This is a genomic window from Actinomycetospora straminea (genome assembly GCF_028737255.1).
Lineage (GTDB): Bacteria > Actinomycetota > Actinomycetes > Mycobacteriales > Pseudonocardiaceae > Actinomycetospora > Actinomycetospora straminea.
This window is the reverse complement of record NZ_JAQZAN010000010.1, coordinates 30,399-45,983: the sequence shown is the minus strand read 5'-3', so window position 1 is coordinate 45,983 and position 15,585 is coordinate 30,399. Positions and strand designations below refer to the sequence as shown.

The window sequence follows — 15,585 nt, the reverse complement described above, 5'->3', positions numbered from 1 at the left end:
CGGACGTGAGTACGTCCCGGCGATCCACGCCGCCGGCGACCGTCGTCGGGACGAGTCACGTCAGCGGTCGCTACCGGGGGTCCCGTGACGACGGAGCTGACGTCGTCGAGCTCCGGATCGACCTCGACGGTGTGATCGGCGGACCGCGCGTCAGCGCCGACGTCTTCGCCGTGGCCGGTGCGACGACGCGGTACACCGGCAGCTTCGTCATGGCCGACCCCGTCGTCACGGGGACGGCGTCCTCGGTCCGCATCGAGGGCGCGGTGCGGGCCACCTGGCCCGCGGGACCGACCGGCGCCCGGGTCGAGGTGGCCGGGACCGAGCCCTCGGGAGCGCCCGCGCCGACCGCGCCGCCCGGCCCGGCGACGATCCGGTTGAGCTCGCCCGCCGAGTCCGCGGGTACCACGTGGAGCTGCGAGTTCGTCTCCGCCCGGTACCGCACGGTGGTCTACGAACAGGACACGGTCACCGACCAGGAGCCGTTCGTGTCCTACGACACCGGGCTCCTCCCGCGCCCGGAGGGCACGCCGCAGCGGGTGCTCACCGTGGCCGGGGCGTTCGCGGACGCCGGCGTCGAGCTCACGCCGGTGGCGGGAGGGGCCGATGTCGTGCCGGTCTCCGGCGCGGGGCCCGACCGGCAGTGGGGCGACGACGAGCTGCACGCCGCGATGGTCAACCACGCCTCGCGGTTCGCCGACGTCCGGCAGTGGAGCGTCTGGCTGCTGGTGGCCACCGCGTACGACCACCCGAGCCCGGTGCGCGGGATCATGTTCGACCAGGCCGGACGCGGGCGGCAGGGCTGCGCGGTGTTCAACGACGTCATCGCCGGCTCCGGCCCGAAGGCCCGGCGTGCCCAGCTGCGCACCTATGTCCACGAGCTGGGGCACTGCTTCAACCTGCGGCACTCCTGGGAGAAGAACCTGGCCCTGCCGCCCGCACCGCTCGGCCCGCACTCGGGGCGGGGCGACCGGTCGTGGATGAACTACCCGCAGGAGTACCGAGCGGCCACCGGCGGCGGGAGCGGGACCGAGGCCTACTGGCGCGACTTCGCCTTCGCGTTCACCCCGGCGGAGCTGGCCCACCTGCGCCACGCACCCCTGCACGACGTGATCATGGGCGGGAACCCGTTTGGTGGGGGAGCGGGCGACGTCGACCCGGCGGCCTTCGAGGCCGCCGAACGCGACGAATCCGGCCTTGAGCTCGAGCTGCGCACCCGCGCCACGTACTCCTGGGGCGAGCCGGTGGTCGCCGAGATCAAGCTGGCGGCGACCGACCCGGCGGGCGTCGCGGTGGTGCCGTCGCTGCATCCCAAGGACGACCGGATGAGCATCGCCGTGCGCAGGCCCTCGGGGCGGGTCGTCCTGCACCGGCCGCTGCTGCGCCGGTGCACCCACGAGGCACGGACACGGCGGCTGCGGCCCGGGCTCGCGATCTACGACAGCGCCTACATCGGCGCGGACTCCTTCGGCGCGTCCTTCGACGAGCCCGGCGAGTACCGGGTGCGCGGGCGCTACACGGCCCCCGACGGGTCCGTCGTGGTCTCGCCCGAGGTCCGGCTGCGGATCCGACCCCCCATGACCGAGGAGGACCAGCGCGTCGGCGAGCTGCTCGTCGGCACGCAGACCGGCTGGCTGTTCCAGACGCTCGGCTCGCGTGCGGCCGCCCTGCAGTCCGGGAACGACGCGCTGCAGGAGGTCATCGACGAGCACGGGGCGCATCCCCTGGCGACGTACGCGCGGCTCGTGCGCGGCTTCCCGGCCCGCCGACCGTTCAAGGAGCTCACCACCGAGCGCCAGCTCACCGTGCACCCGGCCCGACCGGAGGAGTCGGCGGCGCTGCTGCGCGAGGTCGTCGCGCCCTCTGGCGCCGCGGGCACGGCGCCTGCGCGCCTCGACAACATCTCGCTGAACCAGGCGATGACGGCGCTGGCCGAGGCCGAGGCGAGGCGGGGCCGCGACGAGCGGGCGGGCGCCGTCCTCGACGCCATCGTCCCGACCCTGCGCAGCCGGGGTGTCCGGACGCGGGTGCTCGAGCGGGTCGCCCGCGACGTCGAGACGTCCCGGGCGGCTCTGCCCGCGACCGACCGGAGGGGTGATCGATCGTGATCGACACACGCGAGGAGCTCGTGCTGGCCCTGCGCGAGGCCGCCGAGATCGAGCACGGCCTCATGATCCAGTACCTGTTCCCGGCGCTGACGATGAAGAAGCACCTCAGCGAGGGGCTCACCGGTCCCCAGCAGCGCCTCGCGCGCGAGTGGGAGGGCGTCATCCTGCGCGTCGCGGTCGAGGAGATGGGGCACCTCGCCACCGTGTCCAACCTGCTGGCCGCGGTGGGCGCCGGTCCGCACCTGTCGCGACCGAACTTCCCCCAGCAGGTCGGCTACTACCCGTTCGCGTTCGACCTCGTCCCGTTCTCCGACGAGGCGCTGTACCGGATGCTCGTCTTCGAGCTGCCGCAGGGACACGCCCTGCCCGACCCGCCGGCGCGACCGCAGGAGGCCTCGGCGTTCGACGCGGTGGCGCCCGACGAGCTCGAGTACACCTTCGTCGGGGAGCTCTACGAGCAGATCCGGCAGGGGTTCGCCTCGCTCGACGAGCGCACGCTGTTCATCGGGCCGCCGGAGGCGCAGATCGACGACGACTGGTCGGTCGAGCTCGACGTCCGGCGGGTCGTGGACCGGGCCGGGGCCTTCGCCGCCATCGACGACATCGTGCGCGACGGAGAGGGCACTCCCGCCGACCGGCGCGGGTCGCACTACGCGCGGTTCCTCGACGTGCGCAAGGAGTACGCCGACGCCGGCCACTTCGCCGCCGCCCGAGACGTCGTGCCCAACCCGCAGACCCGCGACCTGCGCGGAGCCGGACCAGGGACCGTGCTCACGCACCCGGACGCGCTGCGCACCGCCGAGCTGTTCAACGCCGTCTACGAGGTGGTGCTTCTGCTGCTCGCCCAGTTCTTCGCGCTCGGCGGCGGCACGCGCGCCAAGCAGGCCGTGCGCTCGGCGGCGGCGCGGCTGATGAGCACCGCGATACGACCCATCGCGGAGGTCCTGACCGAGATGCCCGCCGGCGACCCCGCCGATCCCCGACGCGCGGGCCCGCCGTTCGAGCTCTATTCCGACGTCGCGCTCTCGCCGTTCCCGGCGGCGCGCTGGACGTTCGTCCTGGAACGCCTCGCCGCGATCGTGGCGGAAGCCGTCGAGCTGGGCGATCGGACCCCACGCCTGTCCGCGGTCGGCGAGACGATCGGCTTCGTCCGCCGCAGCCTCGTCGAGGTCGCACCATGATCGAGCTGAGCTTCGCCGGGTGGTTCCAGTGCCGGCTCGCGACCGATCCGGACCCCTACGACGAGCCGCGCGGCGTGTCCGGGTACGTGCACGCCTACGCGGGCGAACCCGACCTGGACCGGATCGTCTCGTTCCAACCGCCACCGTTCCGCCGCACGCACGGCCGCGACATCGGGGTGGCCGTCGACGCCGTCGCGCACGAGGGGATCGCCGTGCCCGACCATCCCCTGGTCGGTGCGACGGTCGACCTGCTCGACGCGCCGAAGTTCGAGGGACGCAACGGTGTCGTGGCCGACGACGGCCTCGAACCCCTCTACCCGTTCCACCTGCAGGTCGCGCGCGACGATTTCCGCGCCGCGCGCGCGGTGGTGCCCGCCGACCCGTCCTTCCCCTACGCCGAGCTGTTCGCGGGCGGCGTGGAGTTCGGGGCGGCCGAGATCCGGAAGGCGACCGGCGAGCAGGATCTCACCGCCACCTGGGCCGCTCGGGTCACGGCGCTCCGCGCGGAGCTGGCCGACGCCGCCGAGCCGCTCAGGACCGCGATCGCCGAGCGGCTCGCCTTCCTCACGGGGAACCTCGGAGCCGACGGGGGCGGCGCGGCGCGGTTCTTCGGCGCGCTCATGCGCTACGACTACGTCCTGAGCTCGGAGCCCGAGATCGACGACCCGCACGGCTGGCTGGACGCGACCGACCACGACGAGCCGTGGCGCGCGTCGTTCTGGCTGGGCGGATGGGACGCCGACGTCCTCTGCGGCTACGCGCGAGGGACCCTCCGGCTGCCGGACGGTGCCGGACCGCGTCGGAGCCCCCGGGTCCCGCGGGTCACCGATCGGCGGCCGTGACCCGGCGGCGGGCGGCCAGGACGACCGACCACGCGGCCGCGGGCAGCAAGCACGCCGCCGCGACCGCCACCGGGAACGTCCCTCGGCCCGACCACGCCCAGGCCCCTGCGACCGCGTAGCACCCCGCGACGCCGATGTTGGCCAGGGTCGTCACGGCCAGCGCCGCACTGAGCGGCATCCGCACGGCGCCGGCCATCACGACCGACGTCTCGGCCAGCACCGGCACCGGCCGGCAGACGGCCAGGATCGCGACGCCGTGCCGTTCACCGAGGCGCCGGAGCCGGTCGAACGGCTCGGGGCCGAGCAGCCACCGCGAGGGCGTGCTGCCCACCCGGCGCGCCAGCCCCAGCCCGACCGCGCACCCGACGCTGAGCCCGGCGGCGCTGACCGCTGTGCCCAGCGCCGCACCGAGTAACGCACCGGCGGCAAGGCACACGAGCGAGGACGGCACCGGTGCCGCGATGTCCACGGCGAGCAGCAAGAACACGCCGACGGCGATGGCTGTCGACGAGGTGGTCGGGCTCATCACCGACGCGGTCCACGTCACGACGTCCGAGCCCCAGAGCAGGAACGGGACGACGACGAGCACCGCCGGGACGGCGGCCCACACGAGGACGCGCTCGATCGGGATGGTCACGACCTCCTCCAGGGGCCGACTACGCCACGTGCGGTCCGCCCCGTTGGACGTCCTCCCGCAGCCACGAGCGGTACTGGGCCCAGAGCGGCTCGCCGCGCACCAGGACCGGTCAAGGGCACCGGTCAGGGTCCGCAGGTGACGTGCGCGGTCGTCATCGGTGCGGGCGGCCGCGGAGGCGAGGTCGGTGCTCACCCGATTGCGTACTCCCGCGACGGGCCGATCGAGGTGCCCTGGGAGGTTAGCGCGTCCTGGGTGAGGGCTGCGTCGCTGATCGGGATCGTCACTCCGTCTGGGCAGGGAAAAGCCGCGCTCGCGAACCGGTGCCGGCTCGGTCGCGAGCACGACGTGAGGTCCGCGACGCCGATCCGGCGCGTGGGACCCACCGCCTCGAGGCGGGCGGCGAGCTCGGTCGAGATCCGCAGCGGGCGTCCCGGCCCCACCCAGCCGATTGTCAGCCACGAACCTGAACCGACGCGGTAGCCGGGACGGTCGAGGGCGATCGCGCGGCGCATCAGCGGGTCACGATCACCGAGGGGCAGGGCGCAGGAGGACGCAACCCACGCCCGGGCCGGCCGCCGCACGTCGACGGCGCTGCGGGCGCGCCTGCCCGTCGCGTCGACCCGCACGTCCGGTGCCGCCGCGGTGCCGACCTCGACCGCGCCCCGGTCGGCACCGGACCAGCGGGCGGCCGGGTCGAGGACGAATGGCAGACGGGCGACCGCCGCTACCTTGCCGAAGACTCCATGACCCTGCTCACCGCGCCCGCCAACGAGGACGCGGTGGCCAGCACGAACTGCTGAAGGCATGATTTGACCCGGCGTATAGATCACGCGATGAGCCCGAAGTTCCACCACTCCACGGGACGCAACCCACCAATGCGGCCGGTCGGGCCTGATCGCTCCCGAGGTTCGTGCGTCGACCCAATTCCTTGAGGCCTTGCCGGCTGCGTCGATGTCAGCTCCGGCCAGGGAGCGGATCGACCACGGGCTGGAGTCGGGCTTAACTTCATGACGAGATGAACTTTAGTTCCGGACCGTCCCGGTGTCGAACCCCGCTGCGCTCCCTAGACGACAACTGGAGAGGGCGAGCCGGGTCCTGCTGCGTTCGCTACTCATGGTGCTGGGGCCTTGGCGCCGAGACTAACGATGGCAGCTGGCTCGGCGGCATGTCGGACCGCGGTGCGAAAACGTCTGCCGACCGCAAGCTCCTGCAGTGCCATCTCGGCGAATTCGATGCTATTGGTCAAATGAATGGTAAAAATGTCTTCTGGACTTCTCGACTGCACAAGCCAGGTGAGAGTCTGCTCGTTAGGGTGGTGGTGCGCGACGCCGTCTGCCGAGATGACATAGTGGTCGGCATGAATTCGCTCGAAGAAGTCAGAGGTGACGTTGTTATTGCTGCCGTGGTGCGGCAGTTTCAGCAGGTCGACGTGCATCCGTGCACCCGACTTGAGAAGCTTGCATTCCTCGAGCCCCGAAAGTATCCGGTCTCCGCGCGCGTCACCGGTTAGTAGCGCCCGTCGCTCGAGGTGCTCAATGAGTAGCACAGTGCTTGAGAGGTTGGGGATCGAGTAGTCGGTGTATCCTGCGGTTACGATGCCGGCGTCGCGAGCCGACTCCGCTGCCCGCCACCTAGCCAGCAACGCGTCCAGCGCGACAGTGTCCGGCGCCACCACCTTCACGTCTAGACCGTGTACTTCAATCCGATTGCAGGAAAGTAGGGTGCGATCGGGAAATCCGACATTAAGGTCGATGCCGAGCTGCTTCGCCTGCGTTCGGACCCGCTGGCCCTGAGCGATGCTGGCTATGGACGCCGCCCCACGCGGCGTGGTCGCGAGCAGCCGGCGCACCGCGGCGGCGGACGCCGGTGCCTGGGAGTTCACAATTTGGTCTGCCGCGTTGAACCAGGTCTGGCCAACCTGGAACGGCAGGGCCTCGCCATCCCGTTGCTTACGGCTCAATTCGGTTAGGAGCCGCTCAATGCCGGCGATGTGATCATCGTCGACGTGAGTGACACATACTACGTCGATGTGCCGTCGACCGTTGCCGGTTGGCGGTAGCGTCTCGAGGTAGGGAAGAAGCGAGTCCTGGTACACCGGACTAGGCCCGCCATCGACTAGCATGACCCGACCGTCGCCCCACCGAACCAGGAAGCAGTCGCCGTGCCGGGCATCAAGGAAATCGAATCGAAGCATACCGGCTCACAGGGACTGCATGGCGCGAAGGACGTCGACGAGGCCGAGCCCCTGGAAGTCCCTCTCGCGAAGGAGGTCGGTGGCTGTATCGCAGAGGATGGCTTTGACTCGTTCGGGCCGGCCGAGAAGCTCGCGATATCGCGCCAGGAGCATCGCGGCGGCGCCGCTGACGTGAGCGGCCGCCTGGCTGGTCCCGTGCATTGCCGCCATTCCGCCTGGCACCGGCCCGTCGATGTCTTCACCGGGCGCGAGCAGATCGGGCTTGCGCCTGCCGTCCGCAGTTGGACCGCGGCTGGAGAAATAGCTCACGCCGTGGCGATGCGGGTCGCTGCGGTGCGTAGATCCAACCGTTATAGCGAGTTCTGCGTTGCCCGGATCGGAGATACTGGCGGACCGGTAGTCGGACCCAAGCGTGGTCATTACGCCGCTGAACCCGGCGTTGCCAGCCGCCGCGACGACGACCACGCCCGACCTGACGAGCCGGTCGGCCTCGATGCACACGGGCGTCCACCCGCAGGAGTGGGTAGCGACGTCGTGCGGCACCGAAAGGCTAACATTCACGCCAGCGATAGCAAGTCGTCCGGCTTGCTCATTGATGTACCGGACGGCCTGCAGCGCGGTGACGATCGAAAACTCGTCGCCGTCGCCCTCGTCGTCCAGCACGCGGAAGTCATAAAGCCGGATTGTCGGGCAGATGCCGTAAAGCCCCTTCTCCGGCCAGCACCCGCCTATGATCCCGGCGATGTGCGTCCCGTGCGCGTGCGTAGGCGCGCGGTAAAGGTGCTGTGGCGGGCGCGAGGACATGACCAGCGTTGGTGATGGTGTGGGCATCTCGAGGTGGGGCAGCAGCCGTGGCCAGTCGATAAGCCCGTTATCGAGGACCTCCTCTGAGACGGAGTCTCGTGCATCCACAAGGTCAAACGCCCGGACCACCCGGTTCCCTCGATCAATTGGGGTCGCTCCCGTCGTGTCCCAATCGTGGAACGCCTCGTGGTGAGCGTCGATGCCAGTGTCTAAGACCGCCCAACCGATCGCGCTGGTGTCCACCGAGAAAACCTGCTCGGCAGCATCGGCTTTGATCGTTCGGCGGGACCGCAGCACGGCCGGGGTCGAGCGACGATTTGTCGTGACCGAGACGATAGGATAACGGCGACGTCGGTCGACCGGGCCGATCGGCGCCGGCTGAACGGGCTGCGTTGCCTCCGGGTCCAGCACCGCGTTCTGAACAGCCTCGGCGGCCTTCACCGGTGTCCACTGTCTTGTGAGCGAGTACACGTCGCCGAGAACCGCGCTGAGGAGCCGGAGGAACCATGTGAGATGCCGTCTGCGCTCCTGCCGGCGCTCCTCGCGCTCCTGGGGATCAAACAACGGCACAATCTCGTCGCGGTCGGATACCAGCGCGATCAAGGTCTCGAGGCTCTGCTCCTGAGCTAGGCGCAGGAGGCCGTACAGATTCGTTAGGGGGAGGATTACGCGGATCAGCTCCTCGGGCGTCAGCCTGGCTACGACGAAGCCGCCAGCGGCAACAGGGGCGCAGGCGGGGATTGTGCCGAGCCGATCGAGGACGCGGCGCGTCCCGTGTTCCTCGTTGATGGCGAGGATGACGTCGAGCCGACGCTCGGTACCTTGCGGCCACGTCCCGGCGTAGGCCTGCCAGACGTCAAATCGGACCGGGCAGTCCGTTGCCCACGGTGCGGGGGCAGGCCCGGTGCCGTAGAAGATCGGGGTGAGTTCGTCGCGTTCCACCGCACCAGAAGTAGACCACCCCAGACCCGACTCGCTAGAGGAACCCTCCCTTCCGCGAGTTGCAATTCCGACGCGATTGCGTTGCTGTTGCCGTCACGGCACCGGCAGCCGGCTATAGCGCAAGGGCCGCTCGTCTGTTGGTGTCCGGGGTCAGTACGCTGTGCGTACCCAGCCACCTTTCCTGGCTCTTTCGGAAGTGGAGTACAGCTGAGGGCGTGGCGGCCGGGCAGCACGGTCGTAGGCTGCGACATCGGGTTTCCGGGACGTTGAAGTTGACTAGCTTAGGCGTCGTCATCATCAACTTCTCGGGGCCCACCTCACCGCAGCTACACGACGCAGTACCGTCGTCTCCCGGGCCAAAGCGTACGGCCTCGGCAGAGTGCCCAACCCCTGTGGAGCTGTCTCACGACCCTAATACTGCAACAAGCCCGGGAGATCATCCGTTGCTCCCGCTAACGCCACTCCCGAGAGGTCCGCCCAAAGGAACTAAACCGTGTCGCCACAGGAAAGTGGCGGGGTCGAGTCGAGCAGGCCGAGCTCCTGCGCGACGAGAACTGCCGACAGTCGATCCGAAACCGTTAATTTTGCATAGATGTGTTCGAGATGCTTATGTACTGTCCGCTCGCTGACAGATAGTGTGCGCGCGATTCTCGCGGCGGTGAAGCCGTCTGCCAGCAGGGAGAGAACCGCGACCTCGCGGCGCGTGAGCGTAGACCTATTGCGCAGGCTCCGGCTTGCAGACTTCGCGAGTCGAAGAGAACCGGCCACAGCGTCCCCCCGGCCAACGCTAAAAGGTGATGACGAACAGTGTGCCCTACCACGCCGGAGATCGTCGATTGTCTTCACTCGTTCAGCTCATGGCCTCACTGCCTATGGAACGTTCACTTCTCAAGTTCGTGTCGTTTCGCGTTCGCACGACCACGCTGTGTCTTCGTCGAGTGCAGATGCGGGCCGAGAAGCTTTGTGCTGGCTCTGGCGCGACCTACATGAGCGCCCCCAGACCTTCGTGATCGTTGACGTGCTTGCTTGCAATCCGTCGGTCCAGGCCGAGCGGAGCTTAAGTGGGTCTCTGGCCATTCATCCTTGATGGCGTGTGTTACCGCGGCCGTTCGAGCCCGCGCCTATTCTAAGACACTGTGGGTTGTGTTTCGGGGTTGGCGCACGCCTGCCCGTCTCGGCTTCGCACTTGGAGTTGCCTCGCAACGCCGGTCGCGCAAGTCTCACAGTTAGGGGCACACCCAGTTCGGTGTGTTCACCAGCAGTACCCGAGCGCCGCCAAGAATATTGCCGTTGTCATCGATCTGGGTGAGTTCGACTCCGTGAACGTCGCCGACATCGCCATCGCCGAGCCTTGCACGTAGTGTGACCGGCAGCCGATCGCCGGGCTCGACTTCGACGGTCAAGTGCTGGTCGCTGCCCTCGGCAGTGACGAGTTGAGCGTCAAGGGGGGCCGTCGCCGGACGCAGCGGGACTGGCTCCGGCATGCCTAGCAGGATGAGTTCTCCGCCCCCGGCCAGTCGCGTGCGCTCCAACGGCTCCGTCATGCACTCCAGCGGGACACGGACCGGCTCCTCGGCGCCGAGCAGGTCGACAAAGTGTGCGGTGAGGAGGGTCTCCCGCTCCAGCGGTCCCATCACCAGCTCGGGGTCAACCGGCGCCGCCTGCAGATGGAAACGCGCCAGCTCCAGGCCCGGATTGACCACGCCCATGGTGAAGTTTACCAACCCCCCGATTCGGATCACGGTGAGGTTGCGCTGGGCATGGTGCTGATTGTTCACCACGTCTACGAACCCAGACGACTTGAGGCTCCCTTCGGGTGCTGCGCCCTGGACGAAGACGTTGGCCCCGGCACACACGTGGCCGGAGTTCGGATCGCCGGTGTTGATGAGATCAGCGGTGTCTGGCGTCCACTCCACGCGAGCGATCCCGGGGGCGCCTGCCGCCACCGCGGTCATGGTGGTTCCGATCTTGCCGGTGCTCCCGCCAGCGCTGCCGGAGATGAGGACAGAATCCGGCCCGACGCCGCCTGCGGTGTAGTCGCAGACCCACACCTGCACCTTCACGTTCGTCTTCGGGTCAGGGCTGATGCTGTCGACCTGCACATTGACGACGTTGACCTGGCCGACGACCGCGCTGGGAATCCCATCACCCCGTTGGTTGGTCAGCCAGATCGATGGGGATGTCCAAGTTGCGGTGTCGGGCGGAAGGGGGCGCGCCCCGTCGTCGGCTGCGTTGACCTTGATGAATAGATCGTTCGTCATGAGAAATCCTTTCAGGACATCATCGTAGTTATCTGGATGCCGGTGAGCCGCACGGGGCCGAGGGCCGCCCCGTCAACCTGGGCGAGGACGTAGTAGCGGAACCTCTCCTCGATAGTCGCCAAGGGACCTGCGGAGATCGATCGTTTCAGATCGAAGTTGCCGTCTCTTGGCGTAACGCCGACGATCTGCTCCGGGTCGGCGCCGACGGCGAGGTCGTGGCGCATAAGGTCTACCGACAGGTTGCCAGCGCCTTTCCGCCCGGTCACGCGAAACCCCGTGAGCGTCGCCCCTGCGGGAAGGGTGAGTGCCATCATCCCCTGCGCCGATGCCAGACCAATCCGCTTCTCCGCGCCACCGGCGAAGTGCGACCACGGGTCGTCGCCGAACGACGCGAGTGTTGGAGTAAGAGTCATTGTCGTCGGTACCGCGGCACCGAGCCGGGACAGCTCAGCCTCGATCTCGGCTAGGAGCGCGAACAAGCTTGTCCGCACTGCGGCCGTGCACTCAAGGCCGCGCCGGGCGTCCGCGGCCAACGCATCAAGATCTCCGATTATCTTGTGGAAGCGGGAGTTGAACCCCTCGTCGGCCGCCGTCGACTCCGCCTGCACAATGCTTTCGCCGTCGATCCAGTCGGCATGCTCAAACGTCCGCGCGAAGGACGCGATGCAGGTCGGGTCGACCTCTTCAAACCCAGTCTGGAACTCGAAGGGCATGACGGCCTCCTGTTCGGGTCGGCTTCGGTATCGCCACTGTCGGTCATGTCTGCTCCAGTGCGCTGGGTGTGCCGGCGGCGGTGCGGCCGCGGAACCGGGAGCGACGGAACCAGCGGAACGTGCGGGAGACGTCCGGGGGGATCGGCTCCGCGCGGCCGTCGTCGCTGAGGTCGACGTGCCGCTGGCGCACCGTCGATGTATCGACCCGGACACCCATCGGGTGAACGTGGGCGAGCAGGTTCATCAGGTACTCGTACTGCAGGAGGCTGATGGTGACGCCGGCCGGCAGTTCGACGGCGAACTCATACGGAGCGGTTCCAGCCGCCTGCACTCGGACCTGCCCGAGCGCCACGACTGCATACAGTCCCGGGGCCCTCGGGGTGAGTTCGGTCCGCGCGCCGAGGTAGCCGATCGAGACCGGAGCCGGTTCTCCCGGCTCGACCGGCCAGACGCGGCTGGCATACCAGCGAAATAGCGTCGCGGTGCGGTCGGTGAGGTTGAGGCCGGCAACGGGTAGCGCGACGCCTCCGACAACGACGACAACATCTTCGTCGCCCAGCACCAGCAGCAGCGCAGCGCTCAACCGTTGCTCTCCGAAGGTGTTCAGCAACTGCCGCAGCTCGTCGACAGCCTCCGGCCGGCCCGCGGTGATCCGGCGGGCAGTGGTCGGGGCTAGGCGCAGCGTCGCGATCAGCTCAGCGGGCAGGTCCGCGAGCGCTGTGGCTACGCCGTCCGGGTCCTCGATACTCGGCAACCCGGCCGCCTCCAGCACCGGCGCCGCCATGCCCGGCGTGACGAGCGCGGCGTTCCATGCGTCCTGCGCATCGTCGCCGTCGATGACTTGCCATGGATCCCGACCGGCGCCGGTCCAGGTCGTGGCGCTGGCGGTGAGCCCGGCGAGTATCAGCGCATGGCTGCCAGGCTCTCCGGCCGCGTGGTACCGGGCCTCGAGCGTCACCGTCGACCCGCTAGTGATCGCCGCGGGCCCGGAGACCGACAGCCCGAAGGTTGAGAGGTGCGAGACGTACAGTAGGTCGTCGGCGATCCGGTGCACCGTCTGTAGACCGCCGGCAGCCAGCAGCCACGCACCATCGGGATCGGTTATTGCGTCCACGGGCTGCGCGGCGGCTAGCAGCGCCCTCGTCTCGGCCGGGTCCGGTTCGGCGCTGGTCGGCGTCGAGGGCAGGTCGATATCGTCGCTGCGTAGACGTTCTGCCATTGCGTCCAGGTCGACGGCGGCCAGGGGCTCGATGTCCGCGCCCAACCCAAGCTCGTACCGGCTGCCGCCGTCGGGGTCCTGGCCGCGGCGGACCCGCCATCGATCGGTCCCCCCCAAGGCCTGTCGGCAGCGGGCGACGCGGTCCAGTAGTTGGGCGAGGCGCGGCGCCAGCGCCACGTCCGGGGGAAGCTCAAAGGCTGCGCGCAAGCGGGCTCGCAACTCGTCGGTCGCCTCGCGCATGGCCTGTGGCAGGTACCGGGCTGCGTGCACGGCCTCGGGCGTCGCGCTGTCGCCGGGCCACACCAGGGCCGTGCGCCGGATGTGTTCGTGCAGCCCAGTCCGCAGCTCGGGGTCATCGACGGCTACCAGGTGTACGGCCACGGCCGGCTGTCGGGGAGTGTCGCGAACCGCGGCCCGTGCCGTGATCCCGATGTCAGCAAGCATGCCCGCGTTGGCCTCGTCCGCCCGGCCCGGTCCGTTGAGCAGCGCGCGAACCTGGGCCGGCGAGGGGTACAGCCAGGACCGGTAGATCGCCAGGCGGCGGCGGTACTCCCGATCCGGCTCCCGGCGAGCCTCGGCGGTGACTTCACCGGCGGAGCCCGGACCGAACCGGCGCTCGCCGAACGTGATCAACCCGAACACGGTCGCCCGCTCGTGCGCCGCCGGCTCCCGGAAGCGGATGGTGTCGAGCAGCCGAGGCACGCCCAGCTCGGCGCCCCACCGGTCTAGCGCGTCGCCATATGCACCGTTCAGGCGGCGGACGCCCGCGAGCTCGCGGGCCTGCCGGCGCAGCCGGGCCTTCTCCGCCCCGAGCAGGTACACGAGCCGGCCCAGCACGCCCTCGACCAGGCGCAGCTCGATGTGCTCGGCCAGCGCCGCGGCCGGCACCGGACGGCTGGTCGTGCCGCGGATCTGGGTGAGCGAGAGGCGCAGCCTGAAGGGTGCGGCCAGGCCCGTGCCCGGGTCGGCCGCGAGCCGCAGGACGGGCAGCGCCGCGCCCGCCTCGGTACCCGGCGCGAAGTGAAGGACGACGGTGTCGCCGCCGACCACCTCGACCCGCAGCGACAGCGCCAAGTCGTCCAATGACCGGGTCGGGGCCGCGAGAACGAGCGGTTCACGGGTCGGGCTCGACATCTCCACCGTCCCGGATGGCGAGAGGGCCAGCCGCGACTCGGCCGCGCCGGCCTGCAGCGGGCCTGTGAGGTGCTCGCGCATCAGCCGATGTGCTGCAGAGCCGTGCACGTCCGGGTCGAGCGGAGTCGGGCCCGTGTCCGTTGGGGCGGTCATCGGACCCGCAACCGAGCGTCGTCATCGACAAACACCGCAACCTGGGTGGGGGAGAGCACGACGTTCTCCCCGAGGGCGTGTACCTGCGGAGCACCCAGCGCGGGCACGGCGGGTAGCTCCAGGGCCTCCGGCCCGGGCGGGTAGCGCAGCAGCCGCAGATCGGTCACGTCGGCGACGCCCGGCTCGTCCATGAGCGCGTGCAGGATCTCCGCCCACCGCACGGGCTCGCCGAAGCGCAGCGCCTCCACATAGCGTCGGACCCGGCCGAGCAGGCGCACCTTGAGCGCCCGCGCCAGGGACGAGGCGTTGACTACATCGCTCGTGCCGCTCGGGAGCGGAAGGCCCTCGACGGTGACGGCGCCAGCGATCCCGATGCCGACCTCGTCCACCCGCTCGATCCTGGGGAAGATGCTGATCGGCCGCAGGTCCTCAATCTCCGCCTCGATCGCAGCCCGCAGCCCGTCCGGGCCGTCCCACAATGCAGCTGGCGTCGGCGCCACCAACACGCTGACGAAGAACGGGCTGGCGACGTCGCGCTCGGTAGTGAATAGCCGCTCCAGGAACCGAAACCCGCCGAACACCGCCTCCGACAGGTCCAGCCCACCCCAAGAGTCGCGAACCGTCACCTGCCGTACGCCGGGAACCAGCGAGACGGCGAGCTCGAGTGCGTCCGCCCGCCACAGTGAGCGGGGCGCGCGGAGCACAAGGTCTCGGTAGCGGGCGTCCGGCCAGCGCAGCTCGCCCCCAGTGAGCGGCAAGGTGTGGCCGATCGCTATCGGCGCCGAGCCGAGGGTCTGCTCCAGCGCGACTAGCGCGGCGAGGGAAGGGTCGTCGGGATGCCAGCGGTCCAGCTTCTGGGTCGGGTTTCCGGGGTCGAGGTTATGCTCGGGCCCGGGATAGAACGCGCGCACCGCTGCGATCCGCTGCCGGGACGCGTTCGACATCGCGACCGTCTCCTCGAGCGCGGCATGGTGCCCGCCCGCGGTCAACAGCCGCGCGCCGCGCGGGATCGTGATCACCGCGACGTCCGCGGGCAGCGTCGCAGTCAGGGTGAGGGTCACCTCACCCACGGCCTCCTCCCACGGCCGTGGCAGGCCGAGTTCCACGCCCAGCCGATCCAGCGCCGAGCCCGTTGCGGAGACTGCGAAGCTGTCGTCGTACCAGGCGGCCAGGGCAGCCCATGTGCGGGCGTCCTCCAGTGCGCAAACCTCCAGCAGTTTGCGGATCACCGAGCCGCCGGTGAGGTCGAGCCCCTCGCCGAGCACCAGCTGTGCTGTCGCCAGTTTCTCGGCGAGTAGGCGCGCGTACGGCTTTGCCACGAAGCCGGTGTCGGTGATTCCGAACCCCTCCGAGCCGGTCGACCTCGTGACGGCCTCGTCGACCGCGAGCACGTCCACGGG

Annotated in this window: 12 protein-coding genes; 3 read left to right on the top strand and 9 right to left on the bottom strand. The window is 69.6% G+C overall.

Annotated features, from left to right (window positions below):
- Nucleotides 1–131: 131 nt before the first annotated feature.
- The 3 genes from PH190_RS14955 to PH190_RS14945 are packed head-to-tail and all read left to right on the top strand — an operon-like array spanning nucleotide 132 to nucleotide 4,128.
- Nucleotides 132–2,105: a hypothetical protein gene (locus PH190_RS14955; protein WP_274232319.1), complete on the top strand. Its 1,974-nt coding sequence runs from the start codon at nucleotides 132–134 to the stop codon at nucleotides 2,103–2,105.
- A complete protein-coding gene (locus PH190_RS14950; protein ID WP_274232318.1) occupies nucleotides 2,102–3,286 on the top strand; it encodes a ferritin-like domain-containing protein in 1,185 nt (394 codons plus the stop codon). The genes PH190_RS14955 and PH190_RS14950 overlap by 4 nt, the downstream gene beginning before the upstream one ends.
- Nucleotides 3,283–4,128: a hypothetical protein gene (locus PH190_RS14945; RefSeq protein WP_274232317.1), complete on the top strand. Its 846-nt coding sequence runs from the start codon at nucleotides 3,283–3,285 to the stop codon at nucleotides 4,126–4,128. Before PH190_RS14950 ends, PH190_RS14945 begins: the two co-directional genes overlap by 4 nt.
- Here PH190_RS14945 and PH190_RS14940 read toward each other — a convergent pair.
- From PH190_RS14940 to PH190_RS14900, 9 genes are all read right to left on the bottom strand, one after another.
- On the bottom strand, nucleotides 4,109–4,765 hold the full coding sequence (locus PH190_RS14940) for a VTT domain-containing protein (protein ID WP_274232316.1): 657 nt from the start codon (nucleotides 4,763–4,765) through the stop codon (nucleotides 4,109–4,111). The genes PH190_RS14945 and PH190_RS14940 overlap by 20 nt on opposite strands.
- A 188-nt stretch (nucleotides 4,766–4,953) precedes the next feature.
- Nucleotides 4,954–5,595 (bottom strand): hypothetical protein, encoded by a 642-nt coding sequence (locus tag PH190_RS14935; protein WP_274232315.1) that lies wholly within the window; start codon nucleotides 5,593–5,595, stop codon nucleotides 4,954–4,956.
- Between the two features lie 281 nt (nucleotides 5,596–5,876).
- Nucleotides 5,877–6,959, bottom strand: coding sequence for a ComEC/Rec2 family competence protein (locus tag PH190_RS14930; RefSeq protein ID WP_274232314.1), 1,083 nt, complete (start codon nucleotides 6,957–6,959; stop codon nucleotides 5,877–5,879).
- A gap of 6 nt (nucleotides 6,960–6,965) precedes the next feature.
- On the bottom strand, nucleotides 6,966–8,705 hold the full coding sequence (locus PH190_RS14925; protein WP_274232313.1) for a S8 family serine peptidase: 1,740 nt from the start codon (nucleotides 8,703–8,705) through the stop codon (nucleotides 6,966–6,968).
- Nucleotides 8,706–9,191: 486 nt separating this feature from the next.
- Nucleotides 9,192–9,473 carry a response regulator transcription factor gene (locus PH190_RS14920; protein ID WP_274232463.1) on the bottom strand — a complete coding sequence of 94 codons (282 nt, stop codon included), beginning with the start codon at nucleotides 9,471–9,473 and terminating at the stop codon, nucleotides 9,192–9,194.
- 458 nt (nucleotides 9,474–9,931) lie between these two features.
- Nucleotides 9,932–10,966: a hypothetical protein gene (locus tag PH190_RS14915; RefSeq protein ID WP_274232312.1), complete on the bottom strand. Its 1,035-nt coding sequence runs from the start codon at nucleotides 10,964–10,966 to the stop codon at nucleotides 9,932–9,934.
- Between the two features lie 11 nt (nucleotides 10,967–10,977).
- Complete coding sequence (locus PH190_RS14910; RefSeq protein ID WP_274232311.1) at nucleotides 10,978–11,679, bottom strand: hypothetical protein; 702 nt, start codon at nucleotides 11,677–11,679, stop codon at nucleotides 10,978–10,980.
- A 43-nt stretch (nucleotides 11,680–11,722) separates the two neighbouring features.
- A complete protein-coding gene (locus PH190_RS14905) occupies nucleotides 11,723–14,113 on the bottom strand; it encodes a hypothetical protein (protein WP_274232310.1) in 2,391 nt (796 codons plus the stop codon).
- 68 nt (nucleotides 14,114–14,181) lie between these two features.
- On the bottom strand, nucleotides 14,182–15,582 hold the full coding sequence (locus tag PH190_RS14900) for a baseplate J/gp47 family protein (RefSeq protein ID WP_274232309.1): 1,401 nt from the start codon (nucleotides 15,580–15,582) through the stop codon (nucleotides 14,182–14,184).
- Nucleotides 15,583–15,585: the final 3 nt, after the last annotated feature.

Excerpts from the sequence above, each read along its gene's own strand:
- PH190_RS14945 (WP_274232317.1), top strand. The coding sequence starts at position 3,283 with ATGATCGAGCTGAGCTTCGCCGGGTGGTTCCAGTGCCGGCTCGCGACC.
- PH190_RS14930 (WP_274232314.1), bottom strand. The coding sequence starts at position 6,959 with ATGCTTCGATTCGATTTCCTTGATGCCCGGCACGGCGACTGCTTCCTG.
- PH190_RS14915 (WP_274232312.1), bottom strand. The coding sequence starts at position 10,966 with ATGACGAACGATCTATTCATCAAGGTCAACGCAGCCGACGACGGGGCG.
- PH190_RS14910 (WP_274232311.1), bottom strand. The coding sequence starts at position 11,679 with ATGCCCTTCGAGTTCCAGACTGGGTTTGAAGAGGTCGACCCGACCTGC.
- PH190_RS14905 (WP_274232310.1), bottom strand. The coding sequence starts at position 14,113 with ATGCGCGAGCACCTCACAGGCCCGCTGCAGGCCGGCGCGGCCGAGTCG.